We start from the raw sequence: 19,995 nt of genomic DNA on the forward strand, positions 1-19,995 counted from the left end.
CACACCATGATCCGAAGCATTCTCGCCATCGACGATTCCGCCACCATGCGTGCGCTGCTGCACGCCACGCTCACGGAGGCGGGCTATGACGTGACGGTCGCGTCGGACGGCGAGATCGGCCTGGAAGTGGCGACGGTGGTCGGCTTCGACCTGGTGCTGACCGACCACCACATGCCGAAGAAGAACGGACTGGAGGTGATCGCGGCGCTGCGCGAACGCGCGGCGTACGAATCGACGCCGATCCTGGTCCTGACGACGGAGGACGGCGATGCGTTCAAGGCCGCGGCGCGCGAAGCGGGCGCGACGGGCTGGATCGAAAAGCCGCTCGACCCCGACACGCTGATCGAGCTGGTGGCGGCGCTCGCCGCGCCGAGCCATCCGTGACATGAACTTGATGCTTTTATGCGGTGACCCGGCATGACTCTCGATATCACTCAGTTCTACCAGACGTTCTTCGACGAAGCCGACGAGCTGCTCGCGCAGATGGAGCAGCTGCTGCTCAACCTCGACGTCGCCTCGCCCGACCCCGAGGACCTGGCCGCGATCTTCCGTGCCGCGCACTCGATCAAGGGCGGCGCGGCGACGTTCGGCTTCACCGCGCTGACCGAAACGACCCACATCCTCGAATCGCTGCTCGACCGCGCGCGCAATCATGAGCTGACGCTGACCAAGGAGATGGTCGACGCGTTTCTCGAAACGAAGGACGTGCTGTCCGACCAGCTCGCCGACTACCGGGCGAGCGCCGAACCCGATACCGCCGCCGCGGCCGCGATCTGCGCGAAGCTCGAGAAGCTGAAGGCCGCCAGCGGTGCCGCCCAGCCGGCTCCGGCCGCCGCCGCGCCGGTGGAGGCGCCGGCGCAGTCCGCGTCCGGCGCGCCCGAGCACGTGGTCGAACAGGCGTTCGAGGCCGCGCATCCGGCCACGGGCGAGACGGACGCCGCCGACGGGCCGCATCTCAAGATCACGCTCACGGGCGTCGACGACAAGGACCAGGAACTGCTGGCCGAGGAGCTGGGCAATCTCGGCCAGGTCGTCGGCCGCGCGAAGGCGGGCGAGACGCTCACCCTGTGGCTCGACACCGACGTGACGTCGGACGACATCATCGCCGTGTGCTGCTTCGTGATCGACGAGAGCCAGATCCGCATCGAGCGCGGTAGCGCGCCGGACGCGCAGGCACCGGTTGCCGCCGCGATCCAGCCGGCCGCGCAACCGGTCGAGCAGGCCGCGGTGGCGCCGCCTCCCCCGGCCGCCGCCGCGCCCGAAGCCGCGCCGGTGCAACCCGCGCAACCGGCTCCGGCCGCCGCCTCGGCCCCCGCCGAGCCGGAGAAACCCGCCGCCCACGCGGACGACAAAAAGCACCGGCCGGCCGCCGCCGCGGCGAGCGCGGAAGGCAGCTCGATCCGGGTCGGCGTCGAGAAGGTCGACCAGCTGATCAACCTGGTCGGCGAACTGGTGATCACCCAGGCGATGCTCGCGGAGACCACCAGCACCTTCGATCCGGCGCTGCACGACCGGCTCTTCAACGGGATGGCGCAGCTCGAACGCAACGCGCGCGACCTGCAGGAAGCGGTGATGTCGATCCGCATGATGCCGATGGACTACGTGTTCAGCCGCTTCCCGCGCCTCGTGCGCGATCTGGCCGGCAAGCTCGGCAAGGAAGTGGAGCTCGTCACGTTCGGTCAGGCGACGGAACTCGACAAGAGCCTGATCGAACGGATCATCGATCCGCTCACCCACCTCGTGCGCAACAGTCTCGACCACGGCATCGAAACGGTCGACAAGCGCCGCGCGGCGGGCAAGGACGCGGTCGGCCAGCTGGTGCTGTCGGCCGCGCATCACGGCGGCAACATCGTGATCGAGGTGAGCGACGACGGCGCGGGCCTGAACCGCGAGCGGATTCTCGCCAAGGCCGCCAAGCAGGGCATGCAGATCCCCGAGTCCATCAGCGACGAGGAAGTCTGGAACCTGATCTTCGCACCGGGCTTCTCGACCGCCGAGGTGGTGACGGACGTGTCCGGGCGCGGCGTCGGGATGGACGTCGTGAAGCGCAACATCCAGTCGATGGGCGGTCACGTCGAGATCGCGTCGTACGCGGGCAAGGGCACCACGACACGCATCGTGCTGCCGCTCACGCTCGCGATCCTCGACGGGATGTCGGTGAAGGTCGGCGGCGAGATCTTCATCCTGCCGCTCAACTTCGTGATGGAGTCGCTGCAGCCGGCCGCCGACGATATCTATACGGTCGGCAACGGCGAGCGGGTGGTGCGGGTGCGCGGCGAATATCTGCCGCTCGTCGCGCTGCACGAGGTGTTCTCGGTGGTCGACGCGCGTACCGACCCGACCCAGGGCATCGTCACGATCATGCAGACGGAAGGCCGCCGCTTCGCGATGCTGATCGACGAGCTGGTGGGCCAGCAGCAGGTGGTCGTGAAGAACCTCGAAACGAATTACCGGAAGGTGCACGGCATTTCCGCCGCGACGATCCTCGGCGACGGCAGCGTCGCGCTGATCGTCGATGTCGCGGCGCTCAATCGCGAAACCCGCGCGTCGCATGCCGCCCATGCCGGCGCCGCGCTGGCCGTTTCCTAACTCACGCATTTAATCGACCTGGGGGCTAACGTGTCCGAAGTCCAAACGAACAACCCGGCTGCCGCGAGTGCAGCCGTCCACCGCCGCGATACCCAGCAGGGCGACGCGGCCGGCCAGGAATTCCTCGTCTTCACGCTCGGCGACGAAGAATACGGCATCGACATCCTGAAGGTGCAGGAGATCCGCGGCTACGACAGCGTGACCCGGATCGCGAACGCGCCCGATTTCATCAAGGGCGTGATCAACCTGCGCGGCATCATCGTGCCGATCGTCGACATGCGGATCAAGTTTCATCTCGGCCGCGTCGAGTACGACCACCAGACCGTGGTGATCATCCTGAACGTCGCGCATCGCGTGGTCGGGATGGTGGTCGACGGCGTGTCCGACGTGCTGACGCTGTCGACGGAGCAGATCATGCCGGCGCCGGAATTCGGCGCGACGCTCACGACCGAGTACCTGACGGGCCTCGGCACGGTCGACGGCCGCATGCTGATCCTGATGGACATCGAGAAGCTGATGACGAGCAGGGAAATGGCGCTGATCGAAACGCTCAGCGCATAACGGGGCGGCACGGAAATACGGGGAGTCTGACGATGCTGCACAACTGGTCGATCCGCACGACACTGACGGCGGTCGGGTTAACGCTGGTTCTTCTGGCCGCGGCGGTCGGCGGGCTTGGCCTGTACGCGCTGCACCACGCGAGCCGCTCGCTCGATGCGATCGCGCACGGCGACCTGCCGGCGATCCACACGCTCGACGATACGTCGTCATACCTGCTGCGCTCGCGCGTCGCGCTCGATCGCTTCAAGACGCTGACCGAGGCGGGCAACGCCGACGAAGCGCAGAAGGTGCTCGCGCGCGCGCAGGAGCTGTACGCGAAATCGGTGCAGAACTGGCAGGCGTACCAGGCCACCTCGAAGGACGGCGTCGATCAGGCGCTGTCGGACGAGCTGTCGGCGCGCTACGCGGCGGTGACGAAGGACGGCGTCGAGCCGGAGTTCGCCGCCGCGCGCGCCGGCGACATGGCGGCCTATCACGCGGTCGCGGACACGAAAATCAGCCCGATGTTCGTCGCCTACGACCAGGCCGCCGCCGCGTTGATCGCCGTCTACCAGAAGCGCGCCGAAGCGCGGCAGGACGCGACCCAGGCGCGCATCTCGCTGATGATCACGCTGATCACCGTCGGCATCGTGCTGGCGTTCCTGGTGGTGATCGCGATCCGCATCGCGTTGCGCGGGCTGATCGTGCAGCCGCTCAACGATGCGATCGCCCAGTTCGAGCGGATCTCGGCCGGCGATCTCACGCAGCCGGTTCACGTCTACAGCAAGAACGAAATCGGCCGGCTGTTCCTCGGCATCAAGCGGATGCAGGACGCCGTCACCGCGATGGTGAAGGCCGTGCATCGCGGCACCGAATCGATCGACGTCGGCGCGCACGAAATTTCGAGCGGCAATACCGATCTGTCGCAGCGCACCGAGCAGCAGGCGGCGTCGCTGCAGGAGACGGCGTCGAGCATGGAGCAGCTGACCGGCACGGTGCGCCAGAACGCGGAGAACGCGCGGCAGGCGAGCCAGCTCGCGGTGAACGCGTCCGACATCGCGACCCAGGGCGGCGAGGTGGTCGGCCAGGTGGTGGTGACGATGCAGGACATCGCGACCAGTTCGAGCAAGGTCGTCGACATCATCGGCACGATCGAGGGCATCGCGTTCCAGACCAACATCCTCGCGCTGAACGCGGCGGTCGAGGCGGCGCGCGCCGGGGAGCAGGGCCGCGGCTTCGCGGTGGTGGCGGGCGAGGTGCGTTCGCTCGCGCAGCGCAGCGCGACGGCCGCGAAGGAAATCAAGCAACTGATCGGCGATTCGACGGACAAGGTGCAAAGCGGCTCGGCGCTCGTCGAGCGCGCCGGCGCGACCATGAGCGAGATCGTCCAGGCGGTGCGCCGCGTGACCGACATCATGGGCGAGATCAGCGCGGCGTCCGAGGAGCAGTCGACGGGCATCGAGCAGGTCAATCGCGCGGTCGGCCAGATGGATGCCGTCACGCAGCAGAACGCCGCGCTGGTCGAGCAGGCGGCCGCGGCCGCGGCGTCGCTCGAGGAACAGACGCGGCAACTGAAGAGCGTGGTGCTCGCCTGGCGCGTCGAGGGTGGCATCGCGTCCGCCGCTGTGCCGGCTGCGCCGGCACTGACGAGGCCGGCGCCCGCGCTTGCCGCGCCCGCCGCCGCGCTGCCGCGCCCGCCGGCGCCGCCCCGGCCGGCGAAACCCGCCGCGCTGCCGGCCGCCGAACCGAAGGCGCCGTCCGCCTATGCGCCGAAGCTCGCGAAGGCTGCGCCGGCTCCCGCGCCTCGCGCGAGCGCCGCGAAGGCGGCGGCCCCCGCGCCGGCGAAATCCGCGCTGAAGCGCCCGGCGCTGTCGGGCGATCCCAAGCCGGCGCTCGCCGTCGCGGCGTCGTCCGACGACGACTGGGAGACCTTCTAAGCCATGACGCCCGCGCGCGCCGCTCTCCGTGTCGATGTCCCCGAACCGCCGCAGCGGGCGGGAGACCCCGGACGCGATTTCGATTTCACGGCCGCCGACTTTTCGCGCATCCGTGCGCTGATCCATCGCCGAGCCGGGATCTCGTTGTCCGAACACAAGCGCGACATGGCGTACAGCCGTCTCGCGCGCCGTCTGCGCGCCCGCGGCCTCGACAGTTTCCGGCATTACCTCGACCTGCTCGAGCAGGAGGACGATCCGCTCGAGTGGGAAGCGTTCACCAACGCGCTCACCACCAACCTGACCGCGTTCTTTCGCGAGGCGCACCACTTCCCGATCCTGGCCGACTTCGTCAGGCAGCGCGACACGCCGGTGTCGGTCTGGTGTTCGGCCGCGTCGACCGGCGAGGAGCCCTACTCGATCGCGATGACGCTGATCGAGGCGCTCGGCGATTCGGCCGCGCGCTCGGCCAGCGTGCTCGCGACCGATCTCGACACCCAGGTGCTCGCGCGGGCGGAAGCGGGCATCTACACCTTCGACCAGGTGAAGCACCTGGCGCCGGAGCGGTTGAAGCGCTTCTTCCTGAAAGGCACGGGCGCGCAGGCGGGCCGCGTGAAGGTGCGACCCGAGCTGCGCGCGATGATCCGCTTCGAACAGCTGAACCTGACCGATGCCGATTACGGAATCGGCAAGCCGTTCGACGCGATCTTCTGCCGCAACGTGATGATCTATTTCGACAAGCCGACCCAGGCGCAGGTGCTCGCGCGTTTCGAGCCGCTCGTGAAGCCGGGCGGCCTGCTGTTCGCCGGCCATTCGGAGAACTTCACCTACGTGACCCAGGCGTTCCGGCTGCGCGGGCAGACGGTCTACGCGTTGACGCGCGACGCCGCCCTCGCGGCGCCGAAGTCGCGCGCACGCGCCGCCGCCGCGCCGGCCCGGGAGGCGGTCAGATGAGCGGCCTGCCGATCGCGACCAATCTGTACTTCGACAGCCACTTCCGCCGCCAGGGCGTGAAGCTGCTGCCGAACGAGGTCTACACGACCCGCGACGACATGGTGCTCGTGACCGTGCTCGGTTCGTGCGTGGCGGCGTGCCTGCACGATCCGTTCGCGGGCCTCGGCGGAATGAATCATTTCATGCTGCCCGACGACGGCGCGGACGCGGCGGCGGCCGCATCGGAATCGATGCGCTACGGCGCGTACGCGATGGAAGTGCTGATCAACGAGCTGATCAAGGCGGGCGGCCGCCGCGAGCGCTTCGAGGCGAAGGTGTTCGGCGGCGCGGCGGTGCTCGCCGGCATGACCACCATCAACATCGGCGACCGCAACGCCGATTTCGTGCGCCGCTACCTGGCGCTCGAACGGATTCGCATCACCGCGGAGGATCTGCAGGGTGTCCATCCGCGCAAGGTCGCGTTCATGCCGCACACCGGCCAGGCGATGGTGAAGAAGCTGCGTCTGCAGGTGCCGGGCGTCACCGAGCGCGAGGCCGCGCTGGCCCGTTCGGCCGCCGACGCCCGCGCGGCGCGGGCCGCCCGGGCGCGCACGCACATGGAGCTGTTCGCGCCGCCCGGCAAGCCCGCCGCGAAGCCGCGCATCGAGTTGTTCGGCGCGCAGTCCGCCGTTCAGAACGTATCGAAAAAGCAGGAGGCATGAACGCAGTGCAGAAAATCAAAGTATTGTGCGTCGACGATTCGGCATTGATCCGCAGCCTGATGACGGAGATCATCAACAGCCAGCCCGACATGACGGTGTGCGCGACCGCGCCCGACCCGCTGGTGGCGCGCGAACTCATCAAGCAGCACAACCCGGACGTGCTGACGCTGGACGTCGAAATGCCGCGCATGGACGGCCTCGATTTTCTCGAGAAGCTGATGCGCCTGCGGCCGATGCCGGTGGTGATGGTGTCGTCGCTGACCGAGCGCGGATCGGAAATCACGCTGCGCGCGCTCGAGCTGGGCGCGGTCGATTTCGTGACGAAGCCGCGGGTCGGGATCCGCGACGGCATGCTCGACTACGCCGAGAAACTCGCCGACAAGATCCGCGCGGCGTCGCGCGCCCGGGTCCGGCAGGCGCCGCAGCCGCATGCGGCCGCCGCCGTGCAGGGCCAGGCGGGCAGCGCGGCCGCGCCGCTCTTCAACAATCCGCTCGTCAGTACCGAGAAGCTGATCATCGTCGGCGCGTCGACGGGCGGCACCGAGGCGATCCGCGAGGTGCTGACGCCGCTGCCCCCCGATGCGCCCGCGGTGCTGATCGCGCAGCACATGCCGCCCGGTTTCACGAAATCGTTCGCGCAGCGGCTCAACGGCCTGTGCCGGATCGCGGTGAAGGAAGCGGAGCACGGCGAGCGCGTGCTGCCGGGCCATGCGTACATCGCGCCCGGCCACGCGCACCTGCTGCTTGCACGCAGCGGCGCGAACTACATCGCGCACCTGTCGGAGGAGCCGCCCGTCAATCGCCATCGTCCGTCGGTCGACGTGCTGTTCCGGTCGGCCGCGCTGCACGCGGGCAAGAACGCGGTCGGCGTGATCCTCACGGGGATGGGCCGCGACGGCGCGGCCGGATTGCTGGAAATGAAACGCTCGGGCGCTTACACGTTCGCGCAGGACGAGGCGAGCTGCGTGGTGTTCGGGATGCCGCGCGAGGCGATCGCGCTCGGCGGCGCCGACGATATTGCACCGCTCGCCGACATGAGCCGCCGTATCATGGCGCGTCTCGCGTCGATGGGCGACCGGGTGCAGCGCGTCTAGGACAGGCGAAGGCGCGCGCGGCGCAGACCGGACGCGCGCCGGCTACGAATTTGCAAAGGAACAAACGATGGACAAGAGCATGAAGATTCTGGTGGTGGACGATTTTCCGACGATGCGACGGATCGTCCGCAACCTGCTGAAGGAGCTGGGCTATTCGAACGTCGACGAAGCGGAAGACGGCGTCGCGGGCCTGTCGCGCCTGCGCAGCGGCGCGTACGACTTCGTGATTTCCGACTGGAACATGCCGAACCTCGACGGCCTCGCGATGCTGAAGGAAATCCGCGCCGACGCGGCGCTGACTCATCTGCCGGTGCTGATGGTGACGGCGGAGTCGAAGAAGGAAAACATCATCGCGGCCGCGCAGGCCGGCGCGAGCGGCTATGTGGTGAAGCCGTTCACGGCGGCGACGCTCGACGAAAAGGTGAACAAGATCCTCGAAAAGATGGCCAAAGCCGGGAGCTGACGTGAACGAGCCGATCAACGCGGCGCTCGCCGAGGCGGGTTTCGCCGAGGACTGCCACGCCGACGCCGCCGATCTGGCGAGCGACCGGATTCTTGCCCGCATCGGCCAGCTGACCCGCACGCTGCGCGATTCGATGCGCGAGCTGGGGCTCGACAAGCATGTCGAGAAGGCGGCCGAGGTGGTGCCCGACGCCCGCGACCGGCTGCGCTACGTGGTCGCGATGACCGAGCAGGCGGCGGAGCGCGTGCTCACCGCGATCGAAATCGCGAAACCGGTTCAGACCCAGCTGCAGGGCGAGGCCGAGGCGCTCGATGCGCGCTGGGCGAAGTGGTACGAAACGCCGATCGAGCGCGCGGAAGTCCGCGAGCTGATGGACGACACCCGCGCGTTCCTGCGCGCGCTGCCGAAGGCGACGGGCGCGACCAACGAGCAACTGCTCGAGATCATGCTGGCGCAGGACTTTCAGGATCTGACCGGGCAGGTGATCAAGAAGATCATGGAAATGGTGTACTTGATCGAACAGCAACTGCTCGGCGTGCTGATCGAGAACATCGCGCCCGAGCGCCGCGAGCAGTTCGCGGCGACGGCCGCCGCGCTGGCGGCCGAGCAGGGCATGAGCAGCACCGGCAGCCCCGAGGCGCTGCTGAACGGTCCCCAAATCAATCCGGAAGGCAAGACGGACGTGGTGCAGGATCAGGCACAGGTCGACGACCTGCTCGCCAGTCTCGGTTTCTGAATTGTTACGGTTTGAAACGGGTGCGCGCGATGCCGGTTGGTTTTTGGCATCTGCCCCAGGCATACTACGCATCCGGATGAGCAGTTGATTCGATAGCTTTCTTTTTGCTTTCAATATGCATCGGCGGAGACTCAGGCACGCGGTTGCCCGCCGTTGGAACATGGCCTGAATTCGAGGGGGATGTCGTGAAATCGATTCGACTTGGCCGGATCGCCGCGTTCGCGGCGGCCGGCATGCTGGGCGCGTGGTGCGCCGGACCGGCGCAAGCGGCCCTCGGCGGCACGCCGATGGGCGCGCCCGCCACGGATACCGTCAAGCAAGTGCGCACGCTGCAGCGTTCGATGCAAAGCAGCCAGCGGCTGGCAGGCGGCGCGGCCCCCGCCGCCGCCAACTACACGGTGCGCGAAACCACGCTCGGCTCGGGCACGGTGGTGCGCGAGTATCTGTCGAGCGCGGGCACGGTGTTCGCGATCTCCTGGCGCGGTCCGGTGGTGCCCGATCTCTCCGATCTGCTCGGTACCTATTTCCCGCAGTACGTCGCCGGCGTCCAGGCGACCCATCTGGTCCATGGCGTGCGCGCCCCGGTCGCCGTCGATGCGGACAACCTCGTCGTGCACACGGGTGGCCACATGGGTTCGTTCTCCGGGCAGGCGTGGCTTCCGCAGGCGCTGCCGGCGGGCTTCACCGACGATGACATCCAGTGACAGCGGGAGACCCACTTTGCGCCTCAATCACACTCTGACCCGCTGGCTCGGCACGCTGGGCCTGGCGGTCGCCACGACGGTTCTCGTCGCGGCCTGCGGCGGCGGCGACGGCAACAGCCCGAGCGCCACGATCAACACCGGCACCGGCACCGGCGACACCTCGATGGGCGGCGGCAACGGCAGCGCCGGCGGCAACGGCTCGAACCAGGTTGCGATCTCCGTCAACGCGGGCATCGCGAACGTCGTCAACATGCCGACCGTCAGCGTGACGCTCTGCGCGCCCGGTTCGTCCACCTGCCAGACGATTCCCAACGTGCTGGTCGATACCGCGTCGTACGGGGTGCGGATCGTCGCATCGGCGGCCGGTGGCGTGGTGGGCAACCTGCCCACGACCTCCGCGAACAACGGCGGCCAGCTCGCCGAATGCGGCAAGTTCGTGTCGAGCTATACGTGGGGTTCCGTGCGCACCGCCGACGTGAAGATCGGCGGCCAGGTGGCCAGTTCGCTGCCGATCCAGCTGATCGGCGACCTCGGCACCGGCAACGTGCCGTCGAACTGCACGAACAACGGCAGCCTGAGCTCGGCGAGCACCGCGCAGGCGCTCGGCGCCAACGGCATTCTCGGCATCGGGCCGGCGCCCTACGACTGCGGCGCGAGCTGCGTGGCGTCCACCGCGTTCGGCAGCTACTACTCCTGCCCGAACGGCAATGCCTCGTGCCAGGCCACGACGGTGACGCTCGCGCAGCAAGTCGCGAATCCGGTGCCGCAGTTCCCGACCAACAACAACGGCGTGATCGTCGCGATGGGCACGCCGTCGGGCGGGACCGCGAGCGGCACGCTCACCTTCGGGATCAGCAGTTCCGCGCTCGGCGGGTTGACGGTGCTCCAGTCGACCACGGCGGGCGACGTAACGGGTACCCTCAACGGCCGCACGATGAGCACGGCGTTCTTCGATACCGGGTCGAACGCGTACTTCTTCGGCTCGTCGTCGAGCCCCACGCTGCCGATCTGCAGCGGCAACGCGTCGTTCTACTGCCCGTCGGGCACCACGTCGATGACGGCCACCGTCACCGGGTTGAACAACACGCAGGCGACCTTGCCGATCACGGTCGCGAACGCCAACGCGCTGTTCAACGGCGGCGGCTACGCGCTCGCCAATCTCGCCGGACCGTTCGGCAACACGCGCACGCTCGATTTCGGTCTGCCGCACTTCTATGGGCGGACCCTGTACTTCGGGATGGACCTGACGAGCACCGCCAACGGACAGACGCCCTACGTAGCGTTCTGACGCTTCGGCGTCCGGTCCGACCCGGCAAGGGCGCGAGAAATCGCGCCCTTTTTCGTTGGCGCAGCCGGGCGACTGAAATCAGGCCCGCCGGGACACTGTGACCCGCCTCGGCCACCGGCCGCCGCGGCTTGGCGCCGCCCGGTTTTCCGCGCGCCGCACCGCGCTCTCGTCCGGTGTCCCGCCAACGCCGCATCCTCGCGCGCCTCCCTTCCCGCAGTGCGCCCGGCCGTTGGCCGCGCCGTCCGTCCGATTCCCAGAAATACCCCCCTTTCCCCGCTTTCCTCGACCGATCGCCGCTTGACCCCTCCGGGAATAATCGGTGTCACTGGAAAGCGGCATCCCGCCGCGTCCGACCGGAGGTGCCGTGGCAGAGGAGAGCGATCTCGAGAAGACCGAAGCCGCCACTCCCAGGCGCCGCGAAAAGGCGCGCGAGGAGGGGCAGGTCGCGCGTTCGCGCGAGCTGGCTTCGTTCGCTCTGCTCTCGGCGGGCTTCTACGGCGCCTGGATGATGGCGGGGCCGATCGGCGAGCACCTGCAGACGATGCTGCGCGCGTCGTTCACGTTCAACCGGGCGAGTGCGTTCGACACGCACCGGATGCTGTCCGGCGCCGGCCAGGCGAGCCTGGAAGGTTTCTACGCGCTGGCGCCCGTGCTGGCGCTGACGGGTCTGGCCGCGCTGCTCGCGCCGATGGCGCTCGGCGGCTGGCTCGTGTCGTCGAAGACGCTCGAACTGAAGTTCGACCGCCTGAATCCGCTGACCGGGCTCGGCCGGATGTTCTCGATCCAGGGCCCGATCCAGCTCGGCATGTCGCTCGCCAAGACGCTGGTCGTCGGCGGGATCGGCGGCGTCGCGATCTGGCGCAGCAAGGACGAACTGCTCGGCCTCGCGATCCAGCCGCTCGACGTCGCGCTTGCCGACGCGCTGCATCTCATCGCGGTGTGCTGCGGGATGACGGTGGCCGGGATGCTGGTCGTCGCCGGGCTCGACGTGCCGTACCAACTCTGGCAGTACAACAAGAAGCTGCGCATGACGAAGGAAGAAGTGAAGCGCGAACACCGCGAAAACGAAGGCGATCCGCACGTGAAGGGGCGGATCCGCGCGCAGCAGCGTGCGCTCGCGCGGCGCCGGATGATGTCGAGCGTGCCGACGGCCGACGTGGTCGTCACGAACCCGACCCATTTCGCGGTCGCGCTCAAGTACACCGACGGCGAGATGCGCGCCCCGAAGGTGGTCGCGAAGGGGGTGAACCTCGTCGCCGCCCGCATCCGCGAACTGGCGGCCGAGCACCACGTGCCGCTGCTCGAGGCGCCGCCGCTCGCGCGGGCGCTGTATCACAACGTCGATCTCGAACGCGAGATCCCCGGTCCGCTGTATTCGGCGGTCGCGGAAGTGCTGGCGTGGGTGTACCAGCTGAAGCGCTTCCAGGAAGAAGGCGGGGTCGCGCCGGAGGCGCCGGTCGACCTCGAGGTGCCCGCGGAGCTCGACAAGGGCGCCGGCGTGGCGCCGGACGCCGAGCGCGAGGAAGCCGCCGACGCGCTCGGCGTCCGTGACAGCCGGGGGGCCGCAGCATGAACATGCCCGCCGGTCTGCTCGGAAAACGCGCGCAGATGTTCGACAGCGCGAACCTGCGCGCGCTCGCCGGTCCGATCCTGATCTGCATGATCCTCGGCATGATGATCCTGCCGTTGCCGCCGCTGCTGCTGGATCTGCTGTTCACGTTCAACATCGCCTTGTCCGTGATGGTGCTGCTCGTCAGCATGTACACGATGAAGCCGCTCGATTTCGCCGCGTTCCCGAGCGTGCTGCTGTTCTCGACGCTGCTGCGGCTGTCGCTGAACGTCGCGTCGACCCGGGTCGTGCTGCTCGAAGGCCACACCGGCCCCGACGCGGCGGGCCAGGTGATCGAGGCGTTCGGCCACTTCCTGGTCGGCGGCAACTTCGCGGTCGGGATCGTCGTGTTCGTGATCCTGATGATCATCAACTTCATGGTGATCACGAAGGGCGCGGGACGGATCGCCGAAGTGTCCGCGCGCTTCACGCTCGACGCGATGCCCGGCAAGCAGATGGCGATCGACGCCGACCTGAACGCGGGCCTCATCAACGAGGAACAGGCGCGCAAGCGCCGCACCGCGGTCGCGCAGGAAGCCGAGTTCTACGGCTCGATGGACGGCGCGTCGAAGTTCGTGCGCGGCGACGCGATCGCGGGCCTCATCATCATGGCGATCAACGTGATCGGCGGCCTGATCGTCGGGATGCTCCAGCACGACATGAGCTTCGCGGCGGCCGGCAAGAACTACACGCTGCTCACGATCGGCGACGGGCTCGTCGCGCAGATCCCGTCGCTCGTGATCTCGACGGCGGCGGGCGTGATCGTGTCGCGCGTCGCGACCGACGAGGACATCGGCACGCAGATCACCGGCCAGCTGTTCACGAACCCGCGCGTGCTGATGATCACCGGCACGATCATCGGGATGATCGGGCTGATCCCGAACATGCCGCACTTCGCGTTCCTGCTGCTCGGCGGCGCGTCGATCTGGCTGTCGCGCACGATGAGCCGGCGCGAGGCCGCGCGCAAGGCGGCCGGCATCGTCACCGAGATCGCGCCGCCCGCCGCGCTGCCGGCGGACAGCCACGAGGCGACCTGGGAAGACGTGACGCTGATCGACACGCTCGGGCTCGAAGTCGGCTACCGGCTGATCCCGCTGGTCGACAAGAACTCCGACGGCGAGCTGCTCAAGCGCATCAAGAGCATCCGCAAGAAATTCGCGCAGGAAATCGGCTTCCTGCCGCCCGTGATCCATATCCGCGACAACCTCGAACTGCGGCCGAACAATTACCGGATCGCGCTCAAGGGCGTCGAGGTCGGGATCGGCGAGGCGTATCCGGGCCAGTGGCTCGCGATCAACCCGGGCCAGGTGACGGCCGCGCTGCCGGGCACGCCGACCCAGGATCCCGCATTCGGCCTGCCCGCGATCTGGATCGACACCACGCTGCGCGAGCAGGCGCAGGTGTACGGCTACACGGTGGTCGACGCGAGCACCGTGGTCGCGACGCATCTGAACCACCTGGTCGTTCAGCATGCGGCCGAACTGCTCGGCCGCCAGGAAGTGCAGGCGCTGCTGGAGCGCACCGGCAAGGATGCGCCGTCGCTCATCGAGGATCTGGTGCCGAAGACCCTCTCGATCACGACGCTGCAGAAAGTCCTGCAGAACCTGCTCGACGAAGGGGTGCCGATCCGCGATATGCGCACCATCATCGAGGCCGTCTCGGAACAGGCCGGCCGTCTCACCGACGCGTACGACCTGACCGCCGCCGTGCGGCTCGCGCTCGGCCGCGCGATTACCCAGCAGTGGTTCCCGGGCTCCGGCGAAATGCAGGTGATGGGGCTCGACGCGAATCTCGAACGGGTGCTGTCGCAGGCGCTCGCGACGGGCGCGAATCCGGGCCTCGAGCCGGGCCTCGCGCACACGCTGCTCGTCGGCACGCAGGAAGCGATGCTGCGTCAACAGAATCTGGGGCTGCCGCCCGTGCTGCTCGTGCAGCATGCGCTGCGCGCGATGCTCGCGCGCTTCCTGCGGCGCAGCCTTCCGCAATTGAAAGTGCTGTCCTACGCCGAAGTGCCGGACACCCGCACGATCAAGGTCGTCAATGTCATCGGGGGTAACGCTTGAACATCCGCAAATTCACCGGGCCTACGAGCCGCGACGCGCTGCGCCTGGTGCGCGAGGCGCTGGGCGCCGACGCCGTCGTGCTGTCGAATCGCACGCTCGACGACGGCAGCGTGGAGATCGTCGCGCTCGCGGATGCCGAACTGGCGGCCATCGCGCCGCCGGCCGCCGCGCAGGGGGCGACGGGCGGCGACGCCGCGCGCCCGGTCGCGAATCCGTACGCGAACGGCGGGATGCCCGATGTGTTTTCGTCGGTGTTCGGCGCGAGCGTCGAAGCCGAACCGGCGGCCGCGTCGGAACCCGCGCCGTGGCTCGTCGAGCATGCGAAGCGCCTCACGAAGCAGCACGACGAGTTGGTCGCGCGCCCGCGCGCGGCGCCCGTCGCCGAACCCGCCGCCTCGCCGTCGCCCGAATGGGCGCGCGACATCGTGCGCAACGTCGCTCGCCGGGTGCCGGATGCCGCCGCGTCGCGCGGCGCGGCCGAACCGCCGCGCAAGCCGGCCGTCCGGCCGGCGGACGACACGGCGGCGGCGGTGGCCGACGCGGTGAAGGCGCGCATCGAGCGGATCGTCAACGAAACCGTGATGCATGAGCTGAGCGCGCTGCGCGGCATGATGGAAGAGCAGTTCGCCGGGCTGATGTGGAACGACCGGCAGCGCCGCAATCCCGTGCACGGCGCGCTGACCAAGCACCTGTTCGCGGCGGGTTTCTCCGCGCAGCTGGTGCGGATGATCGTCGACAACCTGCCCGAGGACGGCGCGGGCGAGCGCTTCGACGCGGCGGCCGACTGGGCGCAGACGGTGCTCGCGTCGAACCTGCCGGTGCTCGAGAGCGAGGACGCGCTGATGGAGCGCGGCGGCGTGTTCGCGCTGATGGGCCCGACGGGCGTCGGCAAGACCACCACCACCGCGAAGCTGGCGGCGCGCTGCGTGATGCGCTTCGGCGCGAGCAAGGTGGCGCTCCTCACGACCGACAGCTACCGGATCGGCGGCCACGAGCAGCTGCGCATCTTCGGCAAGATCCTCGGCGTGCCGGTGCACGCGGTGAAGGACGGCGGCGACCTGCAGCTCGCGCTGACCGAGCTGCGCAACAAGCACATCGTGCTGATCGACACGATCGGCATGAGCCAGCGCGACCGCACGGTATCCGACCAGATCGCGATGCTGCACGGCGCCGATACGCCGGTGCAGCGCCTGCTGCTGCTGAATGCGACGAGCCACGGCGACACGCTGAACGAAGTCGTGCAGGCGTACCGCAGCGCCGCGGGCCAGCCCGATCTGGCCGGCTGCATCCTGACCAAGCTGGACGAGGCGACCAACCTGGGCGGCGTGCTCGACACCGTGATCCGCTACAAGCTGCCGGTCCACTACGTGTCGACCGGCCAGAAGGTGCCGGAGAACCTGTACGTCGCCACCCGCAAATTCCTGCTGAAGAGCGCGTTCTGCGTACCGCGCGACGGCTCGCCCTTCGTGCCGCACGACGAAGACCTGCCGGCGCTGCTGTCCGCGCTGACCGCACGCTCGAGCGCCGAGCTGCATGAGGTTCGATTTGGATAAACGCATAACCGATCAGGCTGAAGGCTTGCGGCGTCTGCTCGCCGGCCGCTCGTCGCGCGTCGTCGCGGTGACGGGCGGCCCGGCGGGGGTCGGCTGCACATCGTCGGTAGTGAACCTGGCCGCCGCGCTCGCGGCGCTCGGCAAGGACGTGCTCGTGGTCGACGAGCGCGCCGACGTCCATTCGGTGGCCGCGACCTGGTGCGGCGCCTGGCTGCGCGAGGGCGAGGCGGTGCGCCACGACCTCGGTTTCTCGGTGCTGGCGGCATCGCGGCTCGCGCGCTCGGGCTATCGCGACGTCGCGCCCGCCGCGCTGCTCGACGGCGTCGCGGACATCGTGCTGGTCGATACGCAGCTCGATTCGCACGGGGCGTTTTCGCCGCTCGCGCGCGACGCGCACGACGTGCTGATCGTCACGCGGGTGGCCGCGCAGGCGATCACCGAGGCCTATGCGTGCATGAAGCGGCTGCACTATGCGCACGCGCTCGGACAGTTCCGGGTGCTGATGAACCACGTGCAGAACCGCGCGGATGCGAAAGCCGCCTACGACAACCTCGCGGGGGTCGCGAGCCGCTACCTGACGGTGTCGCTGTCGGAGGCCGGCTGCGTGACGGTCGATCCGCTGATCGAGCATGCGCGCGAGCTGGTGCGCACCGTGGTGGACGCGTTTCCGTCGGCGGCGGCGGCGCGGGATTACCGGCAGATCGCCGCCGATCTGCTGTATTGGCCGTTGCGTCCGGGTCCGGGCGCGGGCCGGGCCCGAACAGGAAGTTCGGCGTTTGAACGGGGTGCGGCGCAAGCCGCCTGAACGCCAAGGGTCTGCTTCCACGTGGAAACAGATCCCAGCTAAGAGAGGGCACGATGTACAACGCTCAAGGAAAGATCTCCCAGGACGAGGTGCTGGCGCAGTACGCGCCGCTGGTGCGCCGGCTGGGGCTGCAGCTCGTCGCCAAGATGCCGGCGAGCGTGGATCTCGACGACCTGATCCAGGCCGGCATGATCGGCCTGCTCGACGCGGCGGGCCGCTACAAGGAAGACCAGGGGGCGCAGTTCGAAACCTATGCGACCCAGCGGATCCGGGGCGCGATGCTCGACGAACTGCGCAGCAACGACTGGCTGCCGCGCAGCCTGCGCAAGACGTCGCGCGAGGTCGAGCATGCGGTTCACCAGATCGAGCAGCAGCTCGGCCGCCCGGCGAGCGAAACCGAAATCGCCACGCACATGCAGATGCCGCTCGACGAATACCAGTCGATGCTGCAGGACCTGCACGGCAGCCAACTGATCTATTACGAGGATTTCGACCGCTCGGCCGACGACGAACCGTTCCTCGACCGCTACCGCGTCGATCATTCCGATCCGCTGTCGGCGCTGCTCGACGATCACCTGCGCAACGCGCTGATCGAGGCGATCGAGCGGCTGCCGGAGCGCGAGAAACTGCTGATGTCGCTGTACTACGAAAGGGGTCTGAATCTTCGAGAGATCGGCGCGGTGCTCGAGGTCAGCGAGTCGCGGGTCTGCCAGTTGCACAGCCAGGCGGTGGCGCGACTGCGGGCGCGGCTGCGCGAGCAGGCCTGGGTCGGCGCGGAGCACTGAGCGGCCGGGCCCCGGGCGAATCGTTGCCCGATACAGTCAGGAAATCTTCGCTTCTATTTGCTACAATCCACCCTTCGTTTCCGAGGAGCGTTGCGACGGGCTCAGTCCCGCCAGGCTCGGAAGCTTTCAATGAGCGGCCGCGCGGGCCCCGGGGCACGAACCCGAGTGCGCGCACCGGCCGCTTTCTGAACGGCGCTCACGTCACATTTCTAGAACTTTTTTAGAAAGGAGGGCGTGATGAACGCCGCAGTCATCGATTCCATTTCCTCGCAAGATTACGTTGTCGCCGACCTGGCGCTGGCCGCCTGGGGCCGCAAGGAACTGAACATCGCCGAGACCGAAATGCCCGGCCTCGTGCAGATCCGCGACGAATACAAGGCGCAGCAGCCGCTGAAGGGCGCGCGCATTGCCGGTTCGCTCCACATGACGATCCAGACGGGCGTCCTGATCGAAACGCTGAAGGCGCTCGGCGCCGACGTGCGTTGGGCGTCGTGCAACATCTTCTCGACGCAGGATCACGCGGCCGCCGCGATCGTCGAAGCCGGCACGCCGGTGTTCGCGTTCAAGGGCGAGTCGCTCGACGAGTACTGGGAATTCTCGCACCGCATCTTCGAATGGCCGAACGGCGAGTTCGCCAACATGATCCTCGACGACGGCGGCGATGCCACGCTGCTGCTGATCCTGGGCGCGAAGGCCGAGAAGGACCGCTCGGTGATCGCCAAGCCGGCCAACGAAGAAGAAGTGGCGCTCTACAAGGCGATCGCCCGCCACCTCGAGATCGACGGCAGCTGGTACTCGAAGCGTCTCGCGCACATCAAGGGCGTGACGGAAGAAACCACGACGGGCGTGCACCGCCTGTACCAGATGGAAAAGGACGGCCGCCTGCCGTTCCCGGCGTTCAACGTCAACGATTCGGTCACGAAGTCGAAGTTCGACAACCTGTACGGCTGCCGCGAATCGCTCGTCGACGGCATCAAGCGCGCGACCGACGTGATGATCGCGGGCAAGGTGGCGGTGGTTGCCGGCTACGGCGACGTGGGCAAGGGTTGCGCGCAGTCGCTGCGCGGCCTGGGCGCGACGGTGTGGGTCACCGAAATCGATCCGATCTGCGCGCTGCAGGCGGCGATGGAAGGCTACCGCGTCGTGACGATGGAGTACGCGGCCGACAAGGCCGACATCTTCGTGTCGGCGACCGGCAACTACCACGTGATCAACCATGACCACATGAAGGCGATGCGCAACAACGCGATCGTCTGCAACATCGGTCACTTCGACTCCGAAATCGACGTCGCGTCCACCCGCCAGTACCAGTGGGAAAACATCAAGCCGCAGGTTGACCACATCATCTTCCCGGACGGCAAGCGCGTGATCCTGCTGGCGGAAGGGCGCCTCGTGAACCTCGGCTGCGCGACCGGCCACCCGTCGTTCGTGATGTCGAACTCGTTCGCGAACCAGACGCTCGCCCAGATCGAACTGTTCGTGCGCGGCAATCAGTACGAGAACAAGGTGTACGTGCTGCCGAAGCATCTGGACGAGAAGGTTGCCCGCCTGCACCTCGAGCGCATCGGCGTGCAGCTGTCGGTGCTGTCGACCGAACAGGCCGACTACATCGGCGTGTCGAAGGACGGTCCGTTCAAGCCGGATCACTATCGCTATTAATCAGGTAGCGTCCGGCGCGCGGGCGCCGGGCGGCTTTGCCGCGGCAGACCGGGTTCGCCCGGCCGCGCGGCGGGCCGCCCGTGCGCCCGCGCGCCGCTTGCCGCCAGGGCGGCCGTGCGCGGCCTGAGCCTCAACCGCACTAGGAGCTTTTCATGACCGTCATCCTGAGCTGGATCGTCAATGCGCTGGCATTGCTCATCATCACGTACCTGGTGCCGTCGATTCACATCAAGAGTTTCGGCACCGCGCTGATCGTCGCGGTCGTGCTCGGCCTGATCAACACGATCATCCGGCCGGTGCTGATCCTGCTGACGCTGCCCGTGACGATCGTCACGCTCGGGCTGTTCATTCTGGTCGTGAATGCGCTGTGCTTCTGGTTTGCCTCGTCGCTGCTGAAAGGCTTCGAGGTATCGGGATTCTGGTCCGCGTTCTTCGGCTCGATTCTGTACAGCATCGTGTCGTGGCTGCTGTCCGCCCTGATTTTCGGCCAACGCAATCTCGGCTGAACAGGATCTTCC

The 19,995-nt window shown here is 68.1% G+C and carries 18 protein-coding genes and 1 riboswitch; all 18 genes read left to right on the forward strand.

The window, feature by feature from the left end; all coding sequences use genetic code 11:
- Nucleotides 1-6: 6 nt before the first annotated feature.
- The 18 genes from RZR99_RS09045 (at nucleotide 7) to RZR99_RS09130 (ending at nucleotide 19,983) form a co-directional block, all read left to right on the forward strand.
- Nucleotides 7-384, forward strand: a complete 378-nt coding sequence (locus RZR99_RS09045; RefSeq protein ID WP_323119406.1) for a response regulator — start codon at nucleotides 7-9, stop codon at nucleotides 382-384.
- 33 nt (nucleotides 385-417) lie between these two features.
- Nucleotides 418-2,589, forward strand: a complete 2,172-nt coding sequence (cheA, locus tag RZR99_RS09050; protein ID WP_323119407.1) for a chemotaxis protein CheA — start codon at nucleotides 418-420, stop codon at nucleotides 2,587-2,589.
- A gap of 30 nt (nucleotides 2,590-2,619) precedes the next feature.
- Complete coding sequence (gene cheW / locus RZR99_RS09055) at nucleotides 2,620-3,150, forward strand: chemotaxis protein CheW (protein ID WP_323119408.1); 531 nt, start codon at nucleotides 2,620-2,622, stop codon at nucleotides 3,148-3,150.
- Between the two features lie 32 nt (nucleotides 3,151-3,182).
- Nucleotides 3,183-5,066, forward strand: a complete 1,884-nt coding sequence (locus RZR99_RS09060; protein ID WP_323119409.1) for a methyl-accepting chemotaxis protein — start codon at nucleotides 3,183-3,185, stop codon at nucleotides 5,064-5,066.
- A 3-nt stretch (nucleotides 5,067-5,069) separates the two neighbouring features.
- Nucleotides 5,070-6,017, forward strand: coding sequence for a CheR family methyltransferase (locus RZR99_RS09065; protein ID WP_323119410.1), 948 nt, complete (start codon nucleotides 5,070-5,072; stop codon nucleotides 6,015-6,017).
- Nucleotides 6,014-6,718: a chemoreceptor glutamine deamidase CheD gene (cheD, locus tag RZR99_RS09070; RefSeq protein WP_323119411.1), complete on the forward strand. Its 705-nt coding sequence runs from the start codon at nucleotides 6,014-6,016 to the stop codon at nucleotides 6,716-6,718. Before RZR99_RS09065 ends, cheD begins: the two co-directional genes overlap by 4 nt.
- A complete protein-coding gene (locus tag RZR99_RS09075) occupies nucleotides 6,715-7,812 on the forward strand; it encodes a protein-glutamate methylesterase/protein-glutamine glutaminase (protein ID WP_323119412.1) in 1,098 nt (365 codons plus the stop codon). Before cheD ends, RZR99_RS09075 begins: the two co-directional genes overlap by 4 nt.
- A gap of 67 nt (nucleotides 7,813-7,879) precedes the next feature.
- Entirely contained in the window at nucleotides 7,880-8,275 is a 396-nt protein-coding gene (gene cheY, locus RZR99_RS09080) for a chemotaxis response regulator CheY (protein ID WP_323119413.1), read from the forward strand.
- A 1-nt stretch (nucleotide 8,276) separates the two neighbouring features.
- A complete protein-coding gene (gene cheZ / locus RZR99_RS09085; RefSeq protein ID WP_323119414.1) occupies nucleotides 8,277-9,011 on the forward strand; it encodes a protein phosphatase CheZ in 735 nt (244 codons plus the stop codon).
- Between the two features lie 233 nt (nucleotides 9,012-9,244).
- Nucleotides 9,245-9,715, forward strand: a complete 471-nt coding sequence (locus RZR99_RS09090) for a DUF2844 domain-containing protein (RefSeq protein WP_407655424.1) — start codon at nucleotides 9,245-9,247, stop codon at nucleotides 9,713-9,715.
- A 16-nt stretch (nucleotides 9,716-9,731) separates the two neighbouring features.
- Complete coding sequence (locus RZR99_RS09095; protein ID WP_323119416.1) at nucleotides 9,732-11,003, forward strand: DUF3443 domain-containing protein; 1,272 nt, start codon at nucleotides 9,732-9,734, stop codon at nucleotides 11,001-11,003.
- A gap of 364 nt (nucleotides 11,004-11,367) precedes the next feature.
- Nucleotides 11,368-12,576, forward strand: coding sequence for a flagellar biosynthesis protein FlhB (gene flhB, locus RZR99_RS09100; protein ID WP_323119417.1), 1,209 nt, complete (start codon nucleotides 11,368-11,370; stop codon nucleotides 12,574-12,576).
- A complete protein-coding gene (flhA, locus tag RZR99_RS09105) occupies nucleotides 12,573-14,675 on the forward strand; it encodes a flagellar biosynthesis protein FlhA (protein ID WP_323119418.1) in 2,103 nt (700 codons plus the stop codon). Before flhB ends, flhA begins: the two co-directional genes overlap by 4 nt.
- Nucleotides 14,672-16,228 carry a flagellar biosynthesis protein FlhF gene (gene flhF / locus RZR99_RS09110; RefSeq protein ID WP_323119419.1) on the forward strand — a complete coding sequence of 519 codons (1,557 nt, stop codon included), beginning with the start codon at nucleotides 14,672-14,674 and terminating at the stop codon, nucleotides 16,226-16,228. Before flhA ends, flhF begins: the two co-directional genes overlap by 4 nt.
- Nucleotides 16,221-17,033: a MinD/ParA family ATP-binding protein gene (locus RZR99_RS09115; RefSeq protein ID WP_323119420.1), complete on the forward strand. Its 813-nt coding sequence runs from the start codon at nucleotides 16,221-16,223 to the stop codon at nucleotides 17,031-17,033. Before flhF ends, RZR99_RS09115 begins: the two co-directional genes overlap by 8 nt.
- Before the next feature lie 53 nt (nucleotides 17,034-17,086).
- Nucleotides 17,087-17,818 carry an RNA polymerase sigma factor FliA gene (locus RZR99_RS09120; protein ID WP_323119421.1) on the forward strand — a complete coding sequence of 244 codons (732 nt, stop codon included), beginning with the start codon at nucleotides 17,087-17,089 and terminating at the stop codon, nucleotides 17,816-17,818.
- 76 nt (nucleotides 17,819-17,894) lie between these two features.
- A riboswitch (S-adenosyl-L-homocysteine riboswitch) is annotated at nucleotides 17,895-18,023 on the forward strand.
- A 32-nt stretch (nucleotides 18,024-18,055) separates the two neighbouring features.
- The gene (gene ahcY, locus RZR99_RS09125) at nucleotides 18,056-19,477 is read left to right on the forward strand and encodes an adenosylhomocysteinase (RefSeq protein WP_323119422.1); all 1,422 of its coding nucleotides are present in this window, start codon (nucleotides 18,056-18,058) and stop codon (nucleotides 19,475-19,477) included.
- A 152-nt stretch (nucleotides 19,478-19,629) separates the two neighbouring features.
- Complete coding sequence (locus tag RZR99_RS09130; protein WP_323119423.1) at nucleotides 19,630-19,983, forward strand: phage holin family protein; 354 nt, start codon at nucleotides 19,630-19,632, stop codon at nucleotides 19,981-19,983.
- The last annotated feature ends 12 nt before the right edge of the window (nucleotides 19,984-19,995 follow it).

This window comes from Burkholderia alba, assembly GCF_034721475.1.
Taxonomy (GTDB): domain Bacteria; phylum Pseudomonadota; class Gammaproteobacteria; order Burkholderiales; family Burkholderiaceae; genus Burkholderia; species Burkholderia alba.

Excerpts from the sequence above, each read along its gene's own strand:
- RZR99_RS09045 (WP_323119406.1), top strand. The coding sequence starts at position 7 with ATGATCCGAAGCATTCTCGCCATCGACGATTCCGCCACCATGCGTGCG.
- cheA (WP_323119407.1), top strand. The coding sequence starts at position 418 with ATGACTCTCGATATCACTCAGTTCTACCAGACGTTCTTCGACGAAGCC.
- RZR99_RS09060 (WP_323119409.1), top strand. The coding sequence starts at position 3,183 with ATGCTGCACAACTGGTCGATCCGCACGACACTGACGGCGGTCGGGTTA.
- RZR99_RS09065 (WP_323119410.1), top strand. The coding sequence starts at position 5,070 with ATGACGCCCGCGCGCGCCGCTCTCCGTGTCGATGTCCCCGAACCGCCG.
- cheD (WP_323119411.1), top strand. The coding sequence starts at position 6,014 with ATGAGCGGCCTGCCGATCGCGACCAATCTGTACTTCGACAGCCACTTC.
- RZR99_RS09075 (WP_323119412.1), top strand. The coding sequence starts at position 6,715 with ATGAACGCAGTGCAGAAAATCAAAGTATTGTGCGTCGACGATTCGGCA.
- cheY (WP_323119413.1), top strand. The coding sequence starts at position 7,880 with ATGGACAAGAGCATGAAGATTCTGGTGGTGGACGATTTTCCGACGATG.
- RZR99_RS09090 (WP_407655424.1), top strand. The coding sequence starts at position 9,245 with ATGCTGGGCGCGTGGTGCGCCGGACCGGCGCAAGCGGCCCTCGGCGGC.
- flhA (WP_323119418.1), top strand. The coding sequence starts at position 12,573 with ATGAACATGCCCGCCGGTCTGCTCGGAAAACGCGCGCAGATGTTCGAC.
- RZR99_RS09120 (WP_323119421.1), top strand. The coding sequence starts at position 17,087 with ATGTACAACGCTCAAGGAAAGATCTCCCAGGACGAGGTGCTGGCGCAG.
- ahcY (WP_323119422.1), top strand. The coding sequence starts at position 18,056 with ATGAACGCCGCAGTCATCGATTCCATTTCCTCGCAAGATTACGTTGTC.
- RZR99_RS09130 (WP_323119423.1), top strand. The coding sequence starts at position 19,630 with ATGACCGTCATCCTGAGCTGGATCGTCAATGCGCTGGCATTGCTCATC.